The 23,140-nt window shown below is 63.7% G+C and carries 11 protein-coding genes, 1 tRNA gene and 1 pseudogene; 9 read left to right on the top strand and 4 right to left on the bottom strand.

What is annotated here, in order from left to right; all coding sequences use genetic code 11:
- The 4 genes from AC1DSF_RS00195 (at position 1) to AC1DSF_RS00180 (ending at position 2,613) form a co-directional block, all read left to right on the top strand.
- A complete protein-coding gene (locus AC1DSF_RS00195; protein WP_478124715.1) occupies positions 1-672 on the top strand; it encodes a TetR/AcrR family transcriptional regulator in 672 nt (223 codons plus the stop codon).
- 37 nt (positions 673-709) lie between these two features.
- Positions 710-797 (top strand) — tRNA-Ser (locus tag AC1DSF_RS00190).
- A 1,299-nt stretch (positions 798-2,096) separates the two neighbouring features.
- Entirely contained in the window at positions 2,097-2,318 is a 222-nt protein-coding gene (locus AC1DSF_RS00185) for a hypothetical protein (protein ID WP_478124714.1), read from the top strand.
- Positions 2,319-2,337: 19 nt separating this feature from the next.
- The gene (locus tag AC1DSF_RS00180) at positions 2,338-2,613 is read left to right on the top strand and encodes a hypothetical protein (RefSeq protein ID WP_478124713.1); all 276 of its coding nucleotides are present in this window, start codon (positions 2,338-2,340) and stop codon (positions 2,611-2,613) included.
- A 9-nt stretch (positions 2,614-2,622) separates the two neighbouring features.
- Here the strand turns inward: AC1DSF_RS00180 and AC1DSF_RS00175 are convergent, their stop codons facing one another.
- Positions 2,623-3,630 carry an AraC family transcriptional regulator gene (locus AC1DSF_RS00175; protein ID WP_478124712.1) on the bottom strand — a complete coding sequence of 336 codons (1,008 nt, stop codon included), beginning with the start codon at positions 3,628-3,630 and terminating at the stop codon, positions 2,623-2,625.
- A 162-nt stretch (positions 3,631-3,792) separates the two neighbouring features.
- On the opposite strand from AC1DSF_RS00175, the gene AC1DSF_RS00170 reads away from it, so the two are divergent.
- On the top strand, positions 3,793-4,998 hold the full coding sequence (locus tag AC1DSF_RS00170; protein WP_478182163.1) for a helix-hairpin-helix domain-containing protein: 1,206 nt from the start codon (positions 3,793-3,795) through the stop codon (positions 4,996-4,998).
- A 276-nt stretch (positions 4,999-5,274) separates the two neighbouring features.
- On the opposite strand, the gene AC1DSF_RS00165 is transcribed toward AC1DSF_RS00170, so the two are convergent.
- The 3 genes and pseudogenes from AC1DSF_RS00165 to AC1DSF_RS00155 form a co-directional block, all read right to left on the bottom strand.
- Positions 5,275-16,578 (bottom strand): autotransporter-associated beta strand repeat-containing protein, encoded by an 11,304-nt coding sequence (locus AC1DSF_RS00165; RefSeq protein WP_478182319.1) that lies wholly within the window; start codon positions 16,576-16,578, stop codon positions 5,275-5,277.
- Between the two features lie 459 nt (positions 16,579-17,037).
- Positions 17,038-17,166: pseudogene (locus AC1DSF_RS00160) on the bottom strand (ESPR-type extended signal peptide-containing protein); the annotation flags it as partial.
- A gap of 342 nt (positions 17,167-17,508) precedes the next feature.
- Positions 17,509-18,360: a Crp/Fnr family transcriptional regulator gene (locus tag AC1DSF_RS00155; protein ID WP_478182162.1), complete on the bottom strand. Its 852-nt coding sequence runs from the start codon at positions 18,358-18,360 to the stop codon at positions 17,509-17,511.
- 49 nt (positions 18,361-18,409) lie between these two features.
- On the opposite strand from AC1DSF_RS00155, the gene AC1DSF_RS00150 reads away from it, so the two are divergent.
- From AC1DSF_RS00150 to AC1DSF_RS00135, 4 genes are all read left to right on the top strand, one after another.
- The gene (locus AC1DSF_RS00150) at positions 18,410-19,705 is read left to right on the top strand and encodes an aromatic ring-hydroxylating oxygenase subunit alpha (protein ID WP_478128848.1); all 1,296 of its coding nucleotides are present in this window, start codon (positions 18,410-18,412) and stop codon (positions 19,703-19,705) included.
- A 14-nt stretch (positions 19,706-19,719) separates the two neighbouring features.
- Positions 19,720-20,415, top strand: a complete 696-nt coding sequence (locus AC1DSF_RS00145; RefSeq protein WP_478182161.1) for an aromatic-ring-hydroxylating dioxygenase subunit beta — start codon at positions 19,720-19,722, stop codon at positions 20,413-20,415.
- A gap of 115 nt (positions 20,416-20,530) precedes the next feature.
- A complete protein-coding gene (locus AC1DSF_RS00140) occupies positions 20,531-21,577 on the top strand; it encodes an AI-2E family transporter (RefSeq protein WP_478128850.1) in 1,047 nt (348 codons plus the stop codon).
- Positions 21,578-21,682: 105 nt separating this feature from the next.
- Positions 21,683-23,038 carry a tetratricopeptide repeat protein gene (locus AC1DSF_RS00135; protein WP_478182160.1) on the top strand — a complete coding sequence of 452 codons (1,356 nt, stop codon included), beginning with the start codon at positions 21,683-21,685 and terminating at the stop codon, positions 23,036-23,038.
- Positions 23,039-23,140: the final 102 nt, after the last annotated feature.

Below are 23,140 nucleotides of genomic sequence, written 5' to 3'. Positions count from 1 at the left end.
ATGGAAAACCTCGAATCTCCCGAAGTCAAGCGCCGATCCCGCGGACGGCCCAGCCCCGAACAGGCCGTCGCGCTGCGCGAATCCTTCCTTGCCGCCGCGTTGGAATCCTTCCTCGAAAAGGGCTATGCGGCCACCAGCATCGAGGCCATTGCTCGCGAGGCGGGCGTCGCCAAGATCACGATCTACCGCCAGTTCGACAACAAGGAAGCCTTGTTCAGGGAAGTGGTTCACCGCGCCGTGAGCAGTGCCCGCGAAAACATGCAGGCCACCTTGGTGCGCCGGGGCGCCGACGAGAGGCAAGTCCTGCTCGACCTGATCGAGCGCATGTACCTGAGCGCGACCGAGCCGAAGACCCTGGCGCTGTTGCGCCTGGTGATTGCCGAGGCCGTGCGCTTTCCGGAACTGGCGAAGTCGCTCTATGCGGAGAACAGCTACGTGCTCGCGCCTGTCGTCGAATACCTTGCCGAAGCACATCGGGCCGGAACGCTGCATGTGCCGTCACCTGAATTGGCCGCGGTGCAGTTGTCGACCTTGGCGTTTGGCGGCGTGCGCTTCTTCATCTCGAAGCCTCTGGCCGGGCCTGAGGAGCGCCGCGCCTGGGCTGAAGGGATTGTTGATTTGGTCATGCGAGGTTGGGCGCCGACGGCCGAAACGCGGGAAGACAACCGCTAAAATCGCCGGCTGTCTTCTTTGCACAGAAGGCATCCCAGGAGAGTTGGGTGAGTGGTTTAAACCAGCAGTCTTGAAAACTGCCGACGTGAAAGCGTCCGTGAGTTCGAATCTCACACTCTCCGCCACAGGTTGATGTCTCTCATCGGCGCTCGGACAGTTCAAGGCCTTGTCCATCTCACCCATCCGTCGGCAGTGCGACTATCAGCGTAACCGATGAGACGCCGATTGCCTCGCGAAAGTTGGCGCTGCACGCTGCCAAACCCATTTCTGCGACAGGACGCTCCTGGTCTTACTTCCAGGAGAGTCGAAGGCCCACGCTGCCTTGAATGGAGGAACGCACTCGCGCATCTCCGGAGACGCTGAACACGCGCCCCAGTTCCCCGTAAAAACTGGTCTTGTCGTTCAGTGTCAGTGTCAGCGGCGTCGTCTTCCGCCGACGTGCCCTTCGCCTGATCCAGCAATGCTTGCAGGGCGGCTTCGTCCTCGGCCAGTGTCTCCTCGAACAGCCGGCGCTGCTCAGTGCTCATCGCCTCGGACTTCGCACCTAACTTCCAGGCCTTGTGACGTGCCAGTTCGAACGTGAGCTTCTCGAGCTTGCGTCCTTCAGGCGGAAGTCCTGCGCCTGGCGCTGGATGTGCCGCAGCATCTGTTGGGCGAGCGCCGTGACCGCCTCGGTCGCGCAGGTCCTGCATGGACACCCATCATGCAACCCTCGCCTGCTTCGCGTCATTGGGAGTTGCGCTGTCAACGCGCGCTCGCCGCTGCGAGCCTATAGCCGTGCGATCACACTCATCTCTGGCAGGCGCTTCCAAGGCAGTCCCACCACCAGCGCATCGAACTGCGCCTGCGTCAGCGACAGCGGTGTCGCAGCGCACGAACGTGACCAAGCTCCATTTCGAAGTGCGCCGCGGCGGCGTGGCTGTTGATTCGATGCCGTACCTGAAGCCGCCGCCCGCCCCGTGATGCGTGATAGGAGGGGCGTAACTTGAATGCAGCACCGCTGGCCGGATTGGGTAAACCGAAAACTGACCATCTGGGGGGTCAGTTTGTCGTGTCGCCTGACACCACCGCCCTGGGACGCTATTTTTTGGACAAGGGTGGCGAACTAATCGGATAGCAGCGGCAGGCGATTGACGGTCCAATGACCGCGAGCAACAAGAACCGGATCGCGACAAACGTCTCGACCGACGCTATTCGATCCCTCGTCAACCCTCGTCATGAATCGCAGATTTCGGCAACCTGCCTTTTGGAAGAGAGCAGCATGAACACCATCCTTCGTTCAATAGGTGGCACGCGCATCGTCGCATCCCATGCGCTCGGGTTTCCGTGGCGACAGGAGCTATCCGAACGCCTGCGCGCCCACCGCAAATCCAACCTTGCTTCGCTCGGACGCATGAGTCCACATGAGAGGAAAGGAGCACATCATGAACTCGTCTCAGGTGACTCTGCGCCCGAGCACTCTCTACGAACTGCGCATTCGCTCGCTCTTCAACGAGGGGCGCGGATATGCGTTCCCGTGCGATGCCGACGGGCAGGTGACCATGGACTCGCTCAGCGACAGGGCTCGCAACAACTACCTCTATGCGCGTATCGGTGTCGGACGCGAGTTCTCGGTGCCCGCCGTCCAGCTTGCTGGTGTGGCGTGACCCCACAAAGGCCGCTGTCATGCGCAACCCAGTGCAGACTGCAAAACACCTGTGGCTGAAGTTCCCCGAGGACTTGGCCTGGGACATCTTCACGCTGGACTGCATGCTCGTGGTGCTGTTCGCGATGCTTGTCGCGGGACTGGCGAGCTGCAGCGCCAAATTCTCTGAATTCATTGCCGACCACGAGCAATGGCTTTGGGTAACCGGCGTTACGCTGGCCATCTTCGCGCTCATCAGCCTGTTGCGTGTCTTGTGGCCCAGCGAACGGATCAGGCCTCGCGCGTGGTGGGGATAGCCGGGCAGTTCACGAGGACCGAGCATTCCGTTGGATGGTTTCGGACGGCGTTTCCGAGAAGGCGAGCTTGTAGTCAATGGCAAAGCGACCGAGATGATTGAAGCCCACACCCAGCGCAATGGACGACACGTTTTGGTCTGATCGGTCCTGCTGCAACTGAGCACGTGCTTGGCGCAGCCTGTAATCCTTGAGGTAGGCAGCCGGCGTGAAGCCCGTGTGCTTGCGAAAGCTCTCAAAGAGCTTGAGCCGCGAAACGCCCGAAGCCGCCTCGATGTCTTCGAGGTGGATCGCCTCACGGTAGTTTGCTTCGATGAAACTTCTGGCACGCGCGATAAATGCGGGGATCTTGGCGCCGAGCGCTTGTTGGATCTGCCCCGAATAGTTGCTCGGCTGTGAGATCAGAAGGCCTTTGATCAGGGTCTCCTCGATCGATCGTCGGAAATAGCCGCACCCGTAGAGTTCCCGCGCGCGATCGATCTCGGTGAGGTAGTGCTTGACCATGCGCCACCAAGCAGCTGTCGCCCCCTCCACGGCATCCATGCTTTCGGAAAACACCAGCAGGCCATCGACGGGCCTGCCGAGGACATCGCTCAAAGTCTGCTCTAAGGCTGAGCGCGGGATGCCGACCACAATGTTGCGGCAATTTCCCGCAAGGCTGAACTCGGATGGCTGCTCGGGCGACACGGCAATGCCACGATTCGAGTCGGAGCGCACACGGCCCTGTAAAGATCGCAATTCCTGCTCGCCTGAAAGCGGCAGACTGAAGCTGTAGCTAGCGGATTGCTGCTTCCGGTCCGTATCGATCCGCAGCTCGACGCCGCTCATATCGGAGTAACCGACGGTCGTGGACATACCACTCAAGACGTGGCCGCTGTACATCATCCGAAAACGACTGGGCGCCGAGACATGCATTGAGTGCGGCCCGTAGAGGTCCTCGTGTAATTCACATGCGGCATTCCAGTCCAGGCCCCTGGCCAAGATCGAACCGTCCGGCCGCAATGCTTCCTTGAACAACATGACCAGCCGTGCCCCCTCGAGCAAATAGTCAGAGCGAGAACCATCGCCTAACAAATGCGAGTATCGGCGAGAGCCTCGTCAGCACTATAGGGTTTCTCAGCATTGAAACGAGAGGTCGTCGTTTATTTGCGATAAGGTGCCCTTCCCCCAAAAAGGTAGGACATGCGCACGCGGATCCACGGTAGTGCGCGCAGGCAGCGGACGCGGGCTGTTGAGATGGCAGAGGGAATATCGACCTCGATGCACCGCGACCTGGCGCCCGCATGCGGTCGCACCGTCACTCTGTCCCGGATGCCCACTTTTCGGATAGAGGTGGCGAACTATTCGGATAGCAGCGGCAGGCGATTAACGGCCCAATTCCAGGCTATGTCCGCTCGAACCATCCAATCCATTGACGACCTGGCGCAACTTCCTGACGAAGAATTGCTGGCATGTCTCGGCGCCCTTCGGCTTGCCATCGTTGAAGCGAAGCGGCAACACGCGATCGCACTTCGAGAGCGTGTCGTTCCTGCGGGCTTGCCGTTCGCGTATCCCTCCTTCAATTGGCGACCCAAAGGTTCCCAACTGCTGAACACGCCCATCCGGCTCGAACCGGATACGCCGATCGACGAGATTCCCGTGCGTGCGAGCGCCCGCGAAGCGCTGAGGGAGCTCAGCATCTTCTGCATCGAGGATCTGTCGGAGATCAGCGAGCAGGAGCTTCTGAGAGAAGAGGGGATCGGTGCAAAGACGGTCGGTCGATTGCGCGCAATACTTGCGCGCGTGGGACTCGACTTTCTACCGAATCCGAACATTGAAGAACGCGCGCATGAACAAAGCAAAGCGGTGCTTGCGCTGCCGTCCGAGGCGCGCACGCTCGCGCTGCGTGGCCTTGCGGATTCCGCCCCTGTGTCCGCGCTGGGCCTGCGACCTTGCACGTTGACTAGGGCGTTGGCCAATGATCAGGAGACGGTCGGTCAATTGCGACGGCTCACCCTGCCTCTGTTGTGCGAGCGTTTCGGAAAACGCGAGGCACGCGAGGTCTACGACTTGTTGATGGCGACCGATCGTCCATTCGCCAGTTCGGCGCCTCCGTTCGAGCTCTGGCGCTACGGTCTGGTCTCGACGAAGGAACTTCACATTCCCACGGCGCCCGAGACGCCGATCGTCGAATTGCGGCCCTGGCTGGGTGCGTCGGTGGACTCGATGAGCGCTTGCGGCATTCATACACTGGACGCGCTGCGTGGAGTCGCATCTCGAGGAGATGTTGCCTCGTTCCGCGGGATAGGGCGCGCCACCGCTGATCGTGTTCTCGGCCTTCTCGGCGCCCATATCACGCCTCAACCCCATCGTCTCGGCATGTCGACGGCGAACGTATCGGTGGCTTGATCGATCGGAATATCTCGATCAATAGCACCGCCTACGCAAAACTCCCCATCGACCACGACAGTCAGTTTCGGCGAGGAGCCGACCTCATCCTGGAGTCGGAAACCTTCGACTGGCTCGGACAGCTGGAACGCCAAGGCCCCATCGTATGGACCGATGCCCCTTGTCGCGGCGCTTCTGAAGATGGATGTCGAGTTCGCCACCATGCTGATCGACGGCGCTTACGTCCATCCCTAACATGACAATGCCCTGGGCTCCAATCGGCGATCGCCAGCGGCCTTATTTCCAGGAGAGTCGAAGCCCCACGCTGCCTTGAATGGAGGAACGCACTCGCGCATCTCCGGAGACACTGAACACGCGCCCCAGTTCCCCGTAAAGACTGGTCTTGTCGTTCAGTGCCAACGTCATGCCGGCAGCCAGCTCGGCAGACGTATAGCCGGTCCGGCTCGAAATGTCGGTCACCGCGCCGGGCGAGATGAAGCGTGCGATATCCGTGCCCGATCCGCCGTAGTACAAGTTGGCGCGGCCGTAGGGCTGAAGCCGTCCTGCGGATGTCGCCACGTCGCCCTTGATGCGAACGCCGAGCCGGCCGATCCATCCGGCATCGGTGTCCTGCCGCACGGTTGCGTCGCTAAGCTGCACATCGTCGAAGCTGCTCCTCTGATAAACCAACTGCGCTTGCGGTTCGATGCTCCAGCTGTCGGAAAGCTTGAAGGGCTTGCCAGCTTCAACCGAGGCCGTCAGGCTGCTGGCCTTGCCCGAGACGCTCGGGTTGAAGTCGGGACGCAGGGTGTACCGGTGGCTTCCGCCCTGCAGCACCGTATCGGCATAGAGCCCGTCCTCGCGCGTCCACGTCGCATAGCCGCCGAGGTAGCGAGACTGCAGGTCGTTGCGGCCAACGTGGCCAAACGTTGCGCGTGCATTGCCGCTGGTGTCGGAGCCGCCTTCGAGATAGCCCACATACACGCCCGCGCGCCAGGCGCTGTCCGACCACAGGTCGGTGCCGGCCTGCAGGCCGCCAAGATACCCGCTGCTTTGAGGGTTGACGGTGCCTTCCTGCTGGATGTCGAGATCGGTATAGATGGCGCGCCCCCATGCGCGCCGATCGCGCGGCGTTGCCGACGAAGCATCCGACGCAGTCTGCGGCTGTGTAATGTTCTCGTCGCCGATCCGCCTGTGCAGATTGCCGAGCATGGCCAGATCGCCCTGGCGGAACTGTGCGGGGAGACCGGCAACCATGGGCACCTCGGCTCGGTAGGTGGGTACCTCGACCGGCGGAGGAATGATGACCGGATTAGGCCCCGGGGGTGGCGTCGGGACGATCGTGGAAGTCGACCGCAGATACCAGTTCTCGCCAGAGCCGCCGGCATCCGCGGCGTAAAGGCGGTACTCGTAGGCCCCCGCATCGATGTGAGGCGCTTGCAGCGTGGTGTTGCCTTTGGCGACTCCGGCGATAGTCGCGCCGCCGGCCAGCACAAAGGCATCCTTGGTGGTCTGCGCCGTGGTAGTGGCGCCATTGCGCGCGCTGACGACCTCGATGCCGCTGCCGCTGGTGAGCGCACCCAGGCCGGCCACATTGGTGATCTCCAGATGGGTGGTGCCGCTGGCGCTCGCGCCGGGGCCGTCGAGCACGAACCGATCGCTGAGACTTGCGCTGTCACCCAGCCGGGTGCCCAGGCGCAGCGTGCCGCCCCGGCCGACATAGGCGCCGGCGACCGCGAGCGTGCTGCCTGGCGTGGTGCTCAGCAAACTCACAGTACCCGCGTTGTCCAGCGCCGCAACAGTCTGGTTGAAGCCGCCGGTATCGAGTGTCGCGCCGCTCGACACGGTATGAGCCGATGCAGCGCTGAAGGCATTGGCAACACCGGCCTTGAGCGTGCCCACGTTGACGTTGGTCGCACCGCTGTAGGTGTTCGCGCCAGCCAATGAGGCGACGCCAGCGCCAAGCTTGGTCAACGAACCGCTGCCGCTGATGGGTCCGGGCAGTTGGACGCTGTCCGAACGGTTGATGACAAGCGCCGCATTGTTGGTGATGTTGCCAAGGATGCCGCCGGCGGTGCCACCATCGCCGATCTGCAATGTGCCGGCATTGATCGTGGTGCCGCCGGTGTAGGTGCTGTCGCCGGCGAGCACCAGTGCGGCGGCACCCTCCTTGGTCACGCTGCCTGCACCGCTGATCACGCCTCCGAACGTCGTGTTGCTGTCGCTTTGCACGGTCAGCGCAGCGCTCCCGAGCGTGACGCTGCCAGCACCACCGAGGTTGTGCGCGAGCTGGTTGAACCCATTCAGCGCCAGCGTAGCGCCGGCCGCGACGTTCACGGCGCTGCTGGTTGCAAAGGCATCCGCTATGCCGGCTCGCAGAGTGCCCCCGTTGATCGTCGTCGCCCCTGTGTAGGTATTGGCCGCCGACAGCACCAGCGTGCCCGCGCCGTTCTTGGTGAGGCTCGTGCCATCCCACCCGGAACTGGAAGGCGTCTGGTTGCCCAATGGCACATCGACGTCGAAGGTTTCCGTCGCGCTCACGAGCGTGAACACGCCATGGCTTTGCGTCGCACCCGCCATCCAAGCCAGGCCGAAGCCTACGTTGTAGTCCAGCGAATCGACCGACTTGCTGCCGGCCAATGTGAGAAAGTCGAGATCGCCGCCGGCCCCGCCCAGTTCAACCGTCGAGAAGTCATTGGTGATGCCGCCCGACGTGTGGATCACGTTGAAATGCGTGCTCGTCAGGGCGCTCGCGGTGTTCGGCACAGCGGCGCCGAAGCCGGTGATGTCGAGCGTGCCGCCGAGGTTGGCCGTGGCCGCCGAGACGATGGGTTGGGTGCTGCCGAGATCGACGGCGAGCGTGCTTCCGGAAGCCTGCGTGAATGCGCCTGCGACAGTCAATGTCGATTCTGCGGCGATGTGCGTGGTGGCGCCGGATGCGGTCGTAAAGGCGTTCGCGTTGAAGGCGCCCGCCTGAGCGAGGTCGAGCGTGCCGGCGTTGACATCGACGCTGGACACCGAGGAGCCCGTACCCGTGAGCGTTGTCGTTCCGGCACCCGCTTGCACCACGGCTCCGCCGCTGATGGTGCCCGCGTAGGTCATCGCATTCGAGCGGTTGAACGCCAACGTGCCGTTGTTGGTGACGTTGCCGACGATGCTTCCGGTGGTGCCGCCGGCACCCAGTTGCAGCGTGCCCGCCGAGATGGTCGTGCCGCCCGCATAGGTGTTGTCCGCGGTGAGCGTGGTCGTACCGGTGCCGGCCTGCCTGAGCGAGCCGGTGCCGGTGATCGTGCCCGCAAAGGTCAGCGCATCGCTGCGGTTAAATGCCAGCGTGCCGTTGTCCACCACATCGCCAACGATTGAACCGCTGGTGCCGCCATTGCCCAGCTGCAGTGCGCCCGCCGAGATCGTCGTGCCGCCGGTGTAGGTGTTGTCGGCCGTCAGCGTCGTTGTGGCCAAGCCGATCTGGTTGACGTTGCCGGTGCCGCTGATCGCGCCGGTGAAGGTCCAGGCGTTCCCGTGTCCGAGCGCCAGCGTGCCGTTGTTGGCGACATCGCCCACGATCGAACCGGTGAGACCAGTGGTGGTGCCAATCTGCAGTGTGCCCGCCGAGATCGTCGTGCCGCCGCCATAGGTGTTGCTGCTGGTCAGAACCAGCGTGCCATCGCCTTCTTTCGTCAGTGCGCCGCTGGCACCGGAGAGCGTGTTGGTCAGCGTGAGCGTCGTCCCCGCATCGGTCTGGATGCTGCCGTTGTTGGGAGTGATCGTGACCGCGCGGCCCGACGTGAAACTCGCACTGGTTTCCAACGTGCCGCCATCCAGCGCCACGCCACCCGCGGCCGCACCTAGGTTGGCATCTGCGCCGACCGAGAGCGTGCCGCCCGAGATGGTCGTTCCTCCCGCGTAGGTGTTGGCGCCCGTCAACGCGGTGGTTCCGCCGCCGATCTGGCTGACGCTGCCGGTGCCGCCGATGGCCCCGCTGAACGTGACATTGTTGGAACGATTGAATATCAACGCGCCGTTGTTGGTGACGTCACCCACGATCGAACCTGTGGTGCCGCCCGTACCCAGTTGCAGCGTGCCTGCCGAGATGGTGGTGGTGCCTGTGTAGGTGTTGTCGGCGGTGAGCGTCAATGCCGCCGCGCCGGACTTGATCACCTGTCCGGTGCCGCTGATCGCGCCGGCGAACATGGTGTCTCCGGGGTTGTTGAACGCCAGTGCACCGTTGTCGACGACATCGCCCACGATGGAGCCCGTCGCCACGCCGTCACCCAACTGCAGCGTGCCCGCGGAGATCGTCGTCCCGCCGCTGTAGGCGTTGGCCGCGGTGAGGATCGTCGTGCCCGTTCCCATTTGGTGGACCGAACCACTGCCGCTGATCACGCCGCCGAAAGTCACCGCGTCGGAGCGATTGAAGGCCAGCGTTCCGTTGTCCACCACGTCGCCTACGATCGAACCCGTCGTGCCTCCATTGCCCAGCTGCAGCGTGCCCTGGGAGATCGTCGTGCCGCCCGTATAGCTGTTCGCTCCGGCAAGGACCAACGTGCCGAGATCGGTCTTGTCGACACCGCCTGTGCCGGTCAATGCGGAGCCGATGGTGGCGACATATCCGGCTCCCGCGCCCGTGCCGTCACCGACGCGAATCGTGTTGGCCCCGGCGAGCAGCGTGATGGGATCGCCTTCGACCACGTAGCCGCTGGTGGCGAACTGCATGCCCGACGAGCTGACCGCTCCAAGACTGTTGTCGACCGTCACCGTTCCCGGCGTCCCGGCGAAGATGGCGAAGGCGCCATCGGCATAGGGTGCGTTGAGGGTTCCCGTGGCTTCGGTCCAGTTGTCGTTGCCGGCTGCCGCCTGCCACACGCCGTTGCCACCGTTGATGACGCCATCGAACTTCGGCCCGGTGCCGTCCCAGTAGTTCAGCGTGAGGCCCGCCATATTGACCAGATTGACCTGGCCGACAAACCCCGTCTGGACGAAGGCGTCGCTGCCGGCTGGCAGCGTGCCGAGTTCGAGGCCGTTGTTGGTCAGCGTGCCGCCATAGCTTATGACCCGATAGAGGCCGGGTCCGAATGTGCCGCCGGTCGGCGCGGTGACGTTGAGCGTGCCGTCCAGCGTCAGGTCGCCGCCCACGACGGTCAGGTCATCGAGCGCGCCACCGACGGCATTGGCCTCGCCGAACTCGTAGTTGAGTACCGCGGTGCTGGTCAAAAAGAGCTCGCCGCCGATGGTCAACGTTCCGGGCGATGCGCCGGGTGCCAGCACGCCGTTGTCGACCAACACATTGCCGCCGATCGTGCCGTGCCCGGCGATCGTGCCGCCCAACTGTACGGTCAACCCGCTGGTCGCGGAGCCCAAGGTGCCATCCACCCGCAGCGTGCCGTAGTCGACAAGCGTCGTGCCGGAGAAAGCACTGCTATCGCCCGTCAGCAGCACCGTGCCGGCGCCTTGCTGATGAACGACACCCCCGCCGCTGATGGAGCCATCGAAGGTCAAGGCGTTCGAGCGGTTGAACGACAGCGTGCCGTTGTTGGTGACATCGCCGACGATGCTCCCGGTGGTGCCGCCGGCACCCAGTTGCAATGTGCCCGCCGAGATCGTCGTGCCACCGGTGTAGGCGCTGTCGCCCGTCAGCGTCAGCGCGGCGATGCCGCTCTTGATCAAACCGCCCGTGCCGCTGAGTGCCCCGCCGAAGATCGTATCGGCGGTGTTGTTCGCCGTCAGTACCGCGCTGCCCAGCGTGACGTTGCCTGCGCCGGACAGGCTATTGGCGGTCTGATTGAAGTTGTTCAGATCCAGGGTGGCGCCGCTGGCGACATTCACCGCGCTACTGGTGGCAAACGCATTCGCAATGCCGGGCTGCAACGTGCCGGCGTTGACCAGCGTCTGGCCGGAGTAGGTGTTGGCCGCCGACAAGATCAGCGTGCCTGCTCCGTTCTTGGTGAGTGTCGTGCCGTCCCAGCCGGTGGCGGAAGCTGCCTGATTGCCCAGCGCCACGTCGACGTTGAAGGAGTCGGCGGGATTCGCCAGCGTGAACACGCCGTTGCCTTGTGTCGCACCCGCCAGCCAGGTCAAGCCGAAGCCCACGTTGTAGTCCAGCGCATTGGCCGATTTGCCACCGGCGAGCGTGAGGTAATCAACCGGGCTCGATGCTCCGCCCAGCGTGACTGAATCGAAGTCGTTGGTGATGCCGCCGGTCGTGTGAATCACATTGGTCTGTGTGCCTGTCAGCGCACTGGCCGAGGTCGGCGCGCTCGCACCGAAGCCGGTGATGTTGAGCGTGCCGCCCAGATCAGCCGTCGCCGCCGAGATGACGGGTTGCGCGCTACCGAGCGCGACATCGAGCGTGCTGGTGGCCGCCTGCGTGAATGCACCACCTACGGACAGACTGGAATCGGCGGCGATCTGCGTGGTCGCACCCGCGGCCGTCGTGTAGGCGCCCGTGGTCGTGAAGGCGCCGGCGTGCGCCAGATCGAGCGTGCCGGCCGCGACGTTCACGCTGCCTACTGACGAGCCGGTGCCGGTCAGCGTGGTCGTTCCCGTGCCGGCCTGCGTGAGCGAACCACTGCCGGTGATCGTGCCCGCGAAGGTCAGCGCATCGCTGCGGTTAAATGCCAGCGTGCCGTTGTCCACCACATCGCCAACGATCGAGCCGCTGGTGCCGCCATTGCCCAACTGCAGTGTGCCCGCCGAGATCGTCGTGCCGCCGGTGTAGGTGTTGTCGGCCGTCAGCGTCGTTGTGGCCAAGCCGATCTGGTTGACGTTGCCGGTGCCGCTGATCGCGCCCCCGAATGTCCAGGCGCTCCCATGGCCCAAAGCCAGCGTGCCGTTGTTGGCGACATCGCCCGCGATCGATCCGGTGAGACCAGTGGTGGTGCCAATCTGCAGAGTGCCCGCAGAGATCGTCGTGCCGCCGCCATAGGTGTTGCTGCTGGTCAGAACCAGCGTGCCATCGCCTTCTTTCGTCAGTGCGCCGCTGGCGCCGGAGAGCGTGTTGGTCAGCGTGAGCGTCGTCCCCGCATCGGTCTGGATGCTGCCGTTGTTGGGAGTGATCGTGACCGCGCGGGCCGACGTGAAACTCGCACTGCTTTCCAACGTGCCGCCATCCAGCGCCACGCCGCCCGCGGCTGCGCCCAGGTTTGCATCTGCGCCGACCGAGAGCGTTCCGCCCGAGATGGTCGTTCCTCCCGTGTAGGTGTTGGTCCCGGAGAGCACCAGCGTGCCTAGGTCCGTCTTGTCGATCTGCACGGCACCGCTCAACACCGAGTTGATGGTGGCGACATAGGCCGCGCCCGCACCCGTTCCGTCACCCACCCGGATGGTTGTGATGCCCGGCACTGTGGCCTCGGTCTCCACCAGCGCGATCGGGTCGCCCTGCAGCACGTAGCCGCTGCTTGCGAACTGCATTCCCGACGCCGTCACTGCACCCGGCCCGTTGTCGATCGTGACGGTGCCGGGCGTGGCCGTGAACACCGCGAAGGACCCGTCGGAGAACGGCGCGTTGACCGAACCATCCGCCGTCGTCCAGTTGTCGTTGCCTGCCGAGCCCTGCCAGATGCCCGTGCCGCCATCAACGACGTTGTTGTTCTTCGGCCCTGCGGCTCCGTCCCAGTAGCTCAGCGTCAGCCCGTTGGTGTTGATCAGATTGACCTGATTGGCCACTGAGGTCTGGATGAAGGAGCCTGTTGCGGGCGCCGTGCCGACGACGAGTCCGTTGTCGGTCAAGGTGCCGCCGTAGTTGATGACGCGGTACAGGCCCGGGCCGAACGTGCCGCCGGCCGATGTTGTGACGTTGAGCGTGCCATCGAGAGTCAAGTTTCCGCCGACCACTGTCAGGTCATTGAGCGCGCCGCCGACCGTACCGGCCTGCCCGAATTCATAGTTCAGGACGGAGGTGCCACTCAGCGCCAGATTCCCTGCGATCGTCAGCGTTCCCGGTGATGCGCCGGGCGCCAGGGTTCCGTCTGCAATCGCGACGTTGCCGCCGATCGTGCCGTGGCCGCCGAGGATGCCGCCCGTCGATACGTTGAGCGTGCTAGTCGTCCCACCCAAGTTGCCATCGACCCGCAGCATGCCGTTCGTGACATTGGTCGTGCCTGAGAAGGTGCCGCTGTCGCCCGTCAGCTGCGTGGTTCCGGCGCCGATCTGGTTGATGGCGCCGGCGCCGCCGATCGCGCCAGCAAAGGTGATGGCGTTGGAGCGGTTGAAAGCCAGCGTGCCATTGTTGGTGACATCGCCGACGATGCTCCCGGTGATGCCACCGGCACCCAGTTGCAGCGTGCCTGCCGAGATCGTCGTGCCGCCCGTGTAGGTGCTGTCGCCCGTCAGCGTCGTCGTCCCTGCGCCGATCTGGTTGACTGCGCCGGTGCCTGTGATCGTGCCCGCAAAGGTCAAGGTATCGCTGCGGTTGAAAGACAGCGTGCCGTTGTCGGTGACATCGCTGGTGATACTGCCAGTCGTTCCGCCATTGCCCAACTGCAATGTGCCCGCCGAGATCGTCGTGCCGCCCGTATACGTGTTGTCCGCTGTCAGCGTGGTGGTCCCGCCGCCGATCTGGTTGACATTGCCGGAGCCACTGATCGCGCCCCCGAAGGTCCAGGCATTCCCATGGCCGAGCGCCAGCGTGCCATTGTTGGTGACATCACCCACGATCGAACCGGTGAGCCCGCTGGTGGTGCCAAGCTGCAGGGTGCCCGCCGAGATCGTCGTGCCACCGGCGTAGGTGCTGTCGGCCGTCAGCGTGGTTGTCCCTGCGCCGACCTGGTTGACCGCGCCGGTGCCTGTGATCGCGCCCGCAAAGGTCAAGGCATCGCTGCGGTTGAACGACAGCGTGCCGTTGTCGGCGACGTTGCCCGTGATGCTGCCAGTCGTGCCGCCATTGCCCAACTGCAGCGTGCCGGCCGACATCGTCGTGCCACCGACGTAGGTGTTGTCCGCGGTCAGTGTGGTGGTCCCTGCGCCGATCTGGTTGACTGCGCCGGTGCCGGTGATCGCGCCCGCATAGGTCAAGGCATCGCTGCGGTTGAACGACAGCGTGCCGTTGTTGGTGACATCGCCGACGATGCTCCCGGTGATGCCGCCGGCACCCAGTTGCAATGTGCCCGCCGAGATCGTCGTGCCCCCGGTGTAGGCGCTGTCGCCCGTCAGCGTCAGCGCGGCGATGCCGCTCTTGATCAAACCGCCCGTGCCGCTGAGTGCCCCGCCGAAGGTCGTATCGGCGGTGTTGTTCGCCGTCAGTACCGCGCTGCCCAGCGTCACGCTACCCGCGCCGGAGAGATTGTTGGCGATCTGATCAAAACTGTTCAAAGCCAGCGCGGCGCCGCTGGCGACATTCACCGCGCTGCTGGTGGCAAACGCATTCGCAATGCCGGTCTGCAACGTGCCGGCGTTGACCAGCGTCTGCCCGGTGTAGGTGTTGGCCGCCGACAGCACGAGCGTGCCTGCACCGTTCTTCGTCAGTGTGGTGCCGTCCCAGCCGGTCACCGACGCCGCTTGATTGGCGAGCACCACATCGACGTTGAACGTGTCAGCCGGACTCGTGAGCGTGAACACACCGTCGCCCGCCGTGGTGCCTGCCAGCCAGGTCAGGCCAAAGCCCACGTTGTAGTCCAGCGCATTGGCCGACTTGCCACCGGCGAGCGTAAGGTAATCGACCGGACTTGCGGCCCCACCGAGGCTGACCGTGTCGAAGTCGTTCGTGATGCCGCCGGTCGTGTGAATCACGTTGGTCTGTGTGCCGATCAGCGCACTGGCCGAGGTCGGCGCGCTCGCACCGAAGCCGGTGATGTTGAGCGTGCCGCCCAGATCAGCCGTCGCCGCCGAGATGACGGGCTGCGCGCTACCGAGCGCGACATCGAGCGTGCTGGTGGCCGCTTGCGTGAATGCACCACCTAAGGACAGACTGGAACCGGCGGCGATCTGCGTGGTCGCACCCGCGGCCGTCGTGTAGGCGCCCGTGGTCGCGAAGGCGCCGGCTTGCGCCAGATCGAGCGTGCCGGCCGCGACGTTCACGCTGCCTACTGACGAGCTCGCGCTGGTGAGCGTGGTGGTACCGGTGCCGGCCTGCCTGAGCGAGCCGATGCCGCTGATCGTGCCCGCGAAGATCAGCGCATCGCTGCGGTTAAATGCCAGCGTGCCGTTGTCCACCACATCGCCAACGATCGAGCCGCTGGTGCCGCCATTGCCCAACTGCAGTGTGCCCGCCGAGATCGTCGTGCCGCCGGTGTAGGTGTTGTCGGCCGTCAGCGTCGTCGTCCCTGCGCCGATCTGGTTGACTGCGCCGGTGCCCGTGATCATGCCCGCAAAAGTCGAGGCATCGCTGCGGTTGAACGACAGCGTGCCGTTGTCCGTAACATTCCCGACGATGCTACCGGTGGCGCCCCCATTCCCCATCTGCAGGGTACCGGCGTTGATCGTCGTGCCACCCGTGTAGGTGCTGTCGCCCGTCAGCGTAGTGGTGCCGAAGCCGATCTGCGTGACGGTCCCGGTGCCGCTGATCGCCCCTGGGAGAGTCCAGGGACCTCCGTGACCCAAAGCCAGCGTGCCGTTATTCGTGACGTCGCCCGCAATCGAGCCGGTGAGGCCACTGACGGTGCCCAGTTGCAGGGTGCCCGCCAAGATCGTCGTGCCACCGGTATAGGTGTTGTTGCCGACGAGCGTCAATGTGCCAGTGCCCTGGTGCGCGACAAACCCGCTGCCGCTGATAGTTCCGGAATAGGTGATGTCGTCGCTATGGTCGAATCCCAGGACGGCGTCGTTGGCAACGTTGCCACTGATGTAGCCGCCGGTGCCGACGCCGCCATCACCCACCAGAAGAACCCCGCCCGTGATCGCCACGTTGTTGGGGAACGGTGTAGGGCCTGTCAGATAGGTCGCCCCATCCGTCTGGAGCAACGTGCGGCTTCCGAAGGTTGCACCTGAGTCCAGAATCAGCGAGTTTGCATTGAACGGGCTCGACAAGGTGACGCCTACTCCGGTGCCTACCAGCGCGCCCGAGATCCGAATCGTCACGAGGCCTGTGGCATCGGACGCGCTCTCGATCGCGCTGCCCTGCTGCAACGATGCGCCGCTTGCGAGTTGCAGTGTTCCTTGCAACACCCGCCAGTTCTGCGCTTGGGAACTGCTGCTTCCAGTGAGTGTCCAGGTGCCCGCTTCCCGCTTCTCGAAGTTCTCGATGGCGCGGTACTGCTGTGTCGGCCCCACGGCGCCGAGATCGAAGCTGCCGTTCCCAGCCCCTGCCAGCGCCAACGTGTCTGTACCTGCGCCCGCATCGACATAGCCTGTGATCACGGAGGTAGGCTCCAGAATGAGCGTGTCCGCGTTGCCGCCGAAGGTGATCGCCGCCCCGCTGACGCCTCCGCCTCCGGAGATCGTGCCGCTGTTGCGGACCGTGTTGACTCCGCTGCTGTTGATCGCGGCGCCGCCGGACAAGTTCTGGATAGCGCCCTCATTCGTGAGATTCAGAACGCCGGCTCCCACCTCGATGGCCGGCACCACGGATGACGCGATCGTGCCTGAGGGCCGGTTATCGATGGTGAATGTGCCTCCGCCTGCGAGGTTGACGGCTGCGCTCGCATTGGCAGATATGTTTCCGTTGTTCATAAGCTGAACATTGGTACCGGCCGCGACACTTTCGATCGCGCTTGATCCAGCAGTTAGCGAAGTCGTAATGATGGAACCGTTGTTAACGAGAGAGTAGTTCCCGGCCGTGCGGATCCCGACGAGGTCCCAACCGTTTTCGAGTGCCTCCGAAATCGTCCCTTCATTGGTAAGGCTCCAACCGGATCCACCGGCAGTGATAACACTAAAGGTCACGTTTCCCGGAACAGTATCGGAGGCGATGAATTGCCCTCCTGAATAGATGATCAAAGAGGAATCGATTCCGGTGAAATTCAGCCATCCCTCGTATATTCCCGAGCCCAGAACGGTGACTGTGCTGCCCGCGCCCGTCACAGTGCATCCGTAATTGACAGGGCTACCAATCGTCCCACCTGTTGCCGACAGACTGCATTGCGCAAACGCCTGAGATATGAACATGGGCGAAAGCACGATCGCGGCGACTGCGATGGACCGCCTCGAGCGCACTGCGCGTTGCGCGCTCTTGGACTTGCCGCGGGCAGTGGTCCGCTCGCTGACGGCGACGCACGTTTGAGAGACCTCATCCCAGATGGAACAAAACACTTGATTCATACGCGTCTCCGCTTCGCCAATTTGGCCGGGGGGGCTCGGGGCGAGCCTCCTAACTCGACTTCTAAGTGGGGCAAAGTGGTGGAGTCAATCTGAACGTTTATGAGTCGCGGCGTGATCGGCCAGTCTCCCCGCCTTGAGACAGAGGCCAATCCGGAGACCATGCTGTCCATTCAAGTTAGCTGGACATCTAAGGACGCGCTCTTGCTTACGCGCACTGTTCGAAGAGTCAACGCCTGCTCCAACTCCCCGGTACGTCGCCCGATGAAGTCCCGCAAGCACCGCACCAAAGGCGTCAGCTGTCGCCGACCGGGCACCACCAGCTGGAGAACTGGGGCTGAAGCATCAGGCAGCGGGAGGAGTGGCGGCGAGCCGTTCCTCCAGCCGCTGCCGATCGGCCAGCAGCCGTCCGGCGACCATCGTCACAACCTCGAAGCCGAACGCCGGGTTCTGGTAGTACAGCTGCCTGAACGTCGTCTCGTCGATCCGCAGCACGAGGCAATCCGTGGCGCAGCGTGCGGTGAGGGTGCGGCGCTTGTTCGGCGCAAAGAACGCGATCTCGCCAAACAACCGGCCGGGTTCCATCGTCTCGCCGATCTCGACGAAATCGATGCGGCCCTCGGCAAGAAAATACAGGTGAGTCGCCGCGTCGCCCTTGCGGAACAGCACCTCATGCGCCTTCAGGCGCTGTTTGCGCATGTAGGGTCGAAGCCACACGCCGGACAGGTCGCTCGACTCGGACGCCGCTCGCACACGGCGCGTCAGGCGCACCATCTCCGCGGTCCGATAGATGTTGATGGGCAGCAGCGTGCCGTGCAGCAGCACCATGATCAGCGAAGGATGCAGCGCGCCGTAGATCAGGAAGCCGAGGTTGCCGCCGACCGCCAGGCAGCGCAGCGGGATCATCGTCTTGACGAACGAACTGACGATCACCAGCGCCCCCGCGACAGCGGCCGAGCAGACGGCGATGATGCCCGCCGGGGTCGACAAGCTCGAGCTCAGCGCGGCGGTCACGGAGTCGAACAGTGCAAGCGATGCCGATGCCATGGAGGCTCCTAGAAGGGTCTGCGCCACATTGCCGGAATGATCGCCGAGCATCGCAGGTTCGGGGCCACTGGACAAACAGGTCGTGCGGGTAAATCTGAGACCTTCCTTCCCTCGGCGGGGAGCAAACTGCGCCCAGGAAGCCGCGCGCAAGCCAAAGTCATGGTGCGGCGATCCTCGCCCCAAGAATGAAGGGAAGCCGATGATGAACCTCAATTCGCTGGTCGAACCCGACCGGGTCCACAAGACCGTCTACACCGACCCGGAGATCTTCAATGCCGAAATGGAGAAGATCTGGGAACGCACCTGGGTCTACTGCGGCCATGTGTCGCAGGTGCCGAATCCGGGCGACTACTACGCCGTGACGATCGGCCGTCAGCCGATGATCATGGTCCGCCAGGCCGACGGCTCGGTGCAGGTGCTCTACAACCGATGCCCTCACCGCGGCGTTCAACTGGTGGGCAACCTCAAGGGCAACACCGGCAGCAGCTTTGTCTGTTCGTACCATGCGTGGAGTTTTCATCTTGACGGCAAGGTGCGTGCCATTCCATTGGCGCAGGGCTACGAGGGCACGCGCATGACCCGCGACAACCCCGATTGCAGCGTGAAGCGCGCAGCCCGCGTCGACAGCTACCGCGGCTTCGTCTTTGCGAGTCTGGTCGGCGAAGGGCCATCGCTGGTCGATTTTCTCGGCGAAGCACGAATTGCCTTCGACGACATGTGCGACCGGTCGCCCGTGGGCGAGGTGGAGGTCGTGCCGATCTGCCATCGCGTGATCCAGCAATCGAACTGGAAGTTCTTCATGGAGAACCAGCTCGATGCGCTGCACCCATCCGTCACGCACCAGTCGACCGGCATCGCCGCCGGCAGGGTCGAGAAGCGCCTCAAGGCCGAGCGGGGTTCCGCGCCGCTTTACTACCACTACCTGTCGACCTTCGCGTCGAGCTTCGACCAGTGGAATTCGGTGCAGACCATCAACTTCCCGCATGGGCACGGCATTCTCAAGGCCTACATGGGATTGCGTCCCCAGGACCCGGACACGCTCGAATACGAGGCGCTGCTCAAGCAAGCCTATGGTGAACAACGCACCGAGGAATACCTTTCCCGCAGCATTCATCATGTGCTGATCTATCCCTACCTGTCGGTGCAATCGCCGCTGCAGCAGTTGCGATGCCTGCGGCCGATCTCGGCGGACAAGACGCTGTCGGAGATCTGGCACTTCCGCCTCAAGGGCGCGCCGGAAGCCATCTACCGCCGCAGCCTCTGGTACTACAACCTCGTGAATTCGCCCGCCACGATGATCAATGCCGATGATCTCGAGAACTGGACGAAAGGCCAATGGGGACTGGGATCGAACGGCGGTGACTGGGTCAGCTTTCATCGCTATTTCGGCGATGACCGGGAGGAGGGCGGCGTGACCTACTCCAACCACGGTACGTCAGAAGCGGTAATGCGCAGCCAGTTTCGTGCATGGTCGGCCTATATGCTGGCCGCATAGCGCAGGAGTACGCCATGAGCACACAGCGCCCACAGGGCACACGAGACCCAGCCATTCCCAACGCCGGCCCCGACTTCGAGCACCTTCTCGCACAGGAGGTCGTGATCGAGGCGACCGCAGGGGAAGCGCACACCGGCGCCCAAGTGATCGCGCCGGATCATTCGCCGCGCATGCCTTCGAATAACAACGCCGCCTTGCCGCGCGCGGGTCTCCTCACCGCCGCGGGTGCGAGCGTTGAACTGCAGCGGGAGGTCGAGCAGTTGCTGTATCTGCAATCCGAACTGCTGGACGGCAAGCACTGGCAGGCATGGATGGACCTGTTCGACGACCGCGGCGTCTACTGGATGCCTGCATCGCCGGAGCAAACCGATTGGGAAGGCTCGCCATCGATCTTTGCCGAAGACAAGCTGATGATGGAGATCCGCAAGGGTCGTGTGTCGCACCCGAATGCGTGGTCGCAGGCGCCGATGTGGGAGACGAGTCATGTGGTCGGCAATGTCGCGCTCGAATCCGTTGACGGCGCGACGATCCAGGTGCGCTCGCGCTTCCAGATGATGGAGTTGCGGCGCGACACCATCCGGCACTTCGGCGGCACCTACCGGCACACGCTGGTGCGCGATGCGGGCGGTGCGCTGCGCATTGCACTGCAGCGCGTGGACCTGTTCAACGGACAGGCACCTTTCGACTACGTGCTGCAGATCTGGGTCTAGCAAGAAGCAAAGAAGCAGCTTTGCCGCGTTTGCGTTGGGGTGGCGGGATGGATCGCGGGCCGCATAAGATCGGCGCGCCGTCGTTTCCGATCCATTCCACGGAGTTGCATTCAAGATGAACCACCGGTTCCAAACGTTCGTGTATGGCACAGCCATTGCGTTGATGATCGGTTGGGTGTTCTACATCGGCCGGGATGTGTTCGTCCCGATCATGTTCAGCGTCTTCGTCGTCTACGTGGTCCTTGGGCTTTCAAGGCTCATCAGCAGAATCCCCCTGCTGGGGCGCGTGCTGCCGCAGACGGCCGTTTCACTCCTGTCGGTGCTGATCATCACTTTCGGCCTGTGCATGGTGGTCTACACGATCCTCGCGAGCAAAGACAGCGTGATCGCCCAGGCACCGCGCTATCAGGAGTCGCTCCTCGCCGGCGTCCAGAAGGTGGCCGTGTTCCTGCGCTTCGAGGGGGAACCCACATGGACCACGCTGCGCCGGGACTTCCTCGCCCAAGTGAGCCTTCAAAGAGTCGTGGGCTCCGCGCTGTCGTCGGTGTCCTCGCTCTTCGCGAGCGTGGGCGTGGTGGCGCTCTATGCCTGTTTTCTGCTGGTCGAGCGGACCCATCTGGACGCGAAGATCGCCGGGATCGCCCGCAGTCCGCAGCATGCGCTGCGCATCAAGCAGGTCATCTCGGACATCAACGCGCGGGTCGGCGCTTATCTGGCGCTCAAGACTTTCCTCGGCGTGCTGCTGGGCGCGCTGAGCTGGGTGGTCATGCGGTACAAGGGACTGGAGTTCGCGCCGTTCTGGGCCGTCACGATCGTGCTGCTCAACTTCGTGCCTTACATCGGTTCGGTCCTGAGCATCCTGTTGCCGAGCGCCATGGCGATGGCGCAGTTCGGCGCGACGGGCGACGTCGTTTCGATTGCACTGTGGCTCACTGTCATCCAGTTCGTGATCGGCAACTTCCTCGACCCGATCGTCATGGGAAGCTCGCTCAATCTGAGCCCCTTTGCCATACTGGTCAGCCTCGCGGTTTGGGTGGCACTCTGGGGTGTTCCCGGTGCGTTTCTTGCCGTGCCGATCACGGCCATGATGACGATCATCTTCTCGGAGTTTTCGGGGACGCGGCCTTTCGCGGTACTGCTGTCGCGCAACGGCAAGCCCTAGCATTCGCGCCTTTCGGCCTTGCGATCGTTCACGTTGCGCATGATGTATACGACGTGTTAAATGCCCTCCACCCGCGAAGAGGTTCGCTGGAGGAGACGTTCGACCATGACCGAGTTTCGTGCCGAGGGTCGCGGCAACGCGCATCCACCGTGGCGCCTTGCCTGCCGGATATGGGTGGCTTCCATCGCCGTGCTGTTCGCGAGCGCCGCGTTCGCGRCCGATCCGGACGTTGCAGGCGCTCGGCAGCTCGTGGGCGAGGCCAGGTACCAGGAGGCCTATGACCTGCTCGCGCCCTTCGAAGCCGCCACTGCGGCCGATGCCGATGTCGCCTATCTGCTTGGCCGCGCCGCTCTCGGCTTGCAGCAGGGTGAGAGGGCAAAGGTGCTTTTCCAGCTCAGCCTGGCAACACGCCCCGACTTTCCGGCGGCGCATCTTGGCCTGGGCCGCGCCTATTCAATGCTTGGGCGCTACGCGGAAGCGAAGATCGAATTCGAGACCGTGCTGCGTTTCGACAACGTTCCGCAAGATGTTCTCTCGCAAGTGCAGATCTATGACCAGGCGGCACGGCAGTCGCTCGAGCAGAACCAGGCGCTGACGCACTTCGGCTATGCGGAGACGGGCGTCGGCCAATACCGCGTGAACAACACCGTGGGCACCAACGCGCTCGGCGGCGGCGACCGGCGCGACACCTTCTTCAATGCACGCGCGGGCGGCGGCGTGAACTACGCGCTGGACAACGGCTATGCCATCGATGGCACGCTGGACTATCGCTACCGCAACTACGACAACTCCAACAGCAGGAACGACTCCGACCTGCGCTGGAATCTGGCCGGCAGCAAGTCCTTCGGCGAAAACAATCTCGCCGCCGGCTTCAGGGGCCGCACCAGCTATCGCGGCGATGGCGACTACCGCAACGATGTGTCCATCTACACCAACTACCGCATGCGCTACGACCCGGACAATCAGTTCAACGTCGGGGCGGACATCCGCCGCCGGCGTTACCCGGAAGGTCCTTTGCGCGACTTGAGCCGCACCACCGCGCTGGTTTCGGCGGGCTGGGTCCGCTCGTTCATGGAGGGAGACGGAAGTCTGTCGGTGACCGGGCACGCAGGCCACAACTACGCAACGAGCCGGCCCGACGGCGATTCGGACGTCTTCGGCGCGACCGTGGCGCTGGACTTCACCGTCAGCAGCAAGCTCGCTTGGGGCACATTCCTGTGGTGGGAGCGAGATCAGTTCAATGCCGACAACATCGAGCACTTTCACCCGGACACGCTCGATAACACCGTGCTCCTGCGTCGCCGCGACAACCTGTACGAAGTCGGCGCTTATCTGGTCTGGGACTTCGCGCCGAGTTGGTCGCTGCGGCCGGAGATTCTCTGGATCCGCGACCAGAGCAACTCGATCGGCTTCAACTACAGCTCGACCGAATACTGGATCAACGTGCGCAAGAGCTTCTAGCTGCCTTGTGTCGACTTGACAAACATTCGAGTGCCCCGGATGCTGACTCAAGCACTCGCAGGTCCGCCTGCAGTTGTCGGGCCCAACCGCATCCATAGGACG

Source organism: Variovorax sp. 01N429 (assembly GCF_056399425.1).
This window is presented reverse-complemented; position numbering and strand designations above follow the sequence as displayed.

Bases quoted from the DNA above. Each gene is read 5' to 3' on its own strand.
- AC1DSF_RS00170 (WP_478182163.1), top strand. From the start codon at position 3,793: ATGCGCACGCGGATCCACGGTAGTGCGCGCAGGCAGCGGACGCGGGCT.
- AC1DSF_RS00150 (WP_478128848.1), top strand. From the start codon at position 18,410: ATGATGAACCTCAATTCGCTGGTCGAACCCGACCGGGTCCACAAGACC.
- AC1DSF_RS00180 (WP_478124713.1), top strand. From the start codon at position 2,338: ATGCGCAACCCAGTGCAGACTGCAAAACACCTGTGGCTGAAGTTCCCC.
- AC1DSF_RS00185 (WP_478124714.1), top strand. From the start codon at position 2,097: ATGAACTCGTCTCAGGTGACTCTGCGCCCGAGCACTCTCTACGAACTG.
- AC1DSF_RS00165 (WP_478182319.1), bottom strand. From the start codon at position 16,578: ATGAACAACGGAAACATATCTGCCAATGCGAGCGCAGCCGTCAACCTC.
- AC1DSF_RS00175 (WP_478124712.1), bottom strand. From the start codon at position 3,630: ATGTTGTTCAAGGAAGCATTGCGGCCGGACGGTTCGATCTTGGCCAGG.
- AC1DSF_RS00145 (WP_478182161.1), top strand. From the start codon at position 19,720: ATGAGCACACAGCGCCCACAGGGCACACGAGACCCAGCCATTCCCAAC.
- AC1DSF_RS00195 (WP_478124715.1), top strand. From the start codon at position 1: ATGGAAAACCTCGAATCTCCCGAAGTCAAGCGCCGATCCCGCGGACGG.
- AC1DSF_RS00140 (WP_478128850.1), top strand. From the start codon at position 20,531: ATGAACCACCGGTTCCAAACGTTCGTGTATGGCACAGCCATTGCGTTG.